We start from the raw sequence: 973 nt of genomic DNA, 5'->3' as shown, positions 1-973 counted from the left end.
CCTAGTCTTGACCGCGAGCTTTCAACGGCAAGGCCGGCGTCGCATGGTTCACCTTCACGCTTCGCAGGGCATGAACCCCGCGGCCGGGCACAGGGTCGCGGGGTTTTTCCTTCCTGGCCTTGTGTCGCTCAGACGTCGGCCACCAGGTTCTCGCGGTCGTCCTGCGCGCCTGCTCCGATCAGGTGTTCAGCCTCGTCTTCGGCGACATGGACGCTGGCACTGTCGATGTGGGCGACCGACATCCGCGCCTGCGGGTCGGTGCTGATGCGCACATCCGCGATGGCGCTGCGGTAGGTGGTTTCGTTGACAACGGTGCTGCAGGTGCCGGTGGCGGTATCGATGTTGACGATCATGGTGTACCTCCTGTCGTGGAGCGCATCTTGGGTGGCAGTCGATAACGTCTAGACCACCGATACGGCCGGGCGTGCCGCAGCGGACGTCCCGCGTGGTGGCCGGCGTTGCAGCGAGCGCTGGTCGGAAATCCCCCTGTGCCGGTATTCTTGCGCGCCAAAATTGCCTGGCCGCTGCGGCCGGGCAGTCCGACATTCGTGCGTCCAGCGCAGCAGCAGGTATGGGGCTGCGCCTACTACAAGGATAATTCCATGGACTTTAGCAACCCGACGCTGATCACTTTCGTGGTCTACATCGTGGCGATGATCCTGATCGGTCTCGTCGCCTACCGCGCCACCAAGAACTTCTCCGACTACATCCTGGGCGGTCGCAGCCTGGGCAGTTTCGTCACCGCGCTGTCAGCCGGCGCGTCCGACATGAGCGGCTGGCTGCTGATGGGCCTGCCCGGCGCCATCTTCGTCGCCGGGCTGTCGGAGAGCTGGATCGCCATCGGCCTGATCGCCGGTGCCTGGCTGAACTGGCTGTTCGTCGCCGGGCGCCTGCGGGTGCACACCGAGCGCAACCAGAACGCGCTGACCCTGCCGGACTACTTCACCCACCGTTTCGAAGACACCAGCCGCTT

General features: G+C 64.9%; 2 protein-coding genes. One reads left to right on the top strand and one right to left on the bottom strand.

What is annotated here, in order from left to right:
• Positions 1-128 precede the first annotated feature (128 nt).
• Positions 129-353, bottom strand: a complete 225-nt coding sequence (locus tag DN824_RS22405) for a DUF3203 family protein (protein WP_138410511.1) — start codon at positions 351-353, stop codon at positions 129-131.
• 249 nt (positions 354-602) lie between these two features.
• Between DN824_RS22405 and DN824_RS22400 the strand changes: the two genes are divergently transcribed.
• The coding region (locus DN824_RS22400; RefSeq protein ID WP_414718427.1) for a sodium:solute symporter family transporter at positions 603-973 on the top strand (371 nt) is incomplete at its 3' end.

Source organism: Stutzerimonas nosocomialis (assembly GCF_005876855.1).
In the GTDB taxonomy this organism is placed as follows: domain Bacteria; phylum Pseudomonadota; class Gammaproteobacteria; order Pseudomonadales; family Pseudomonadaceae; genus Stutzerimonas; species Stutzerimonas nosocomialis.
This window is presented reverse-complemented; position numbering and strand designations above follow the sequence as displayed.

Excerpts from the sequence above, each read along its gene's own strand:
- DN824_RS22405 (WP_138410511.1), bottom strand. The coding sequence starts at position 353 with ATGATCGTCAACATCGATACCGCCACCGGCACCTGCAGCACCGTTGTC.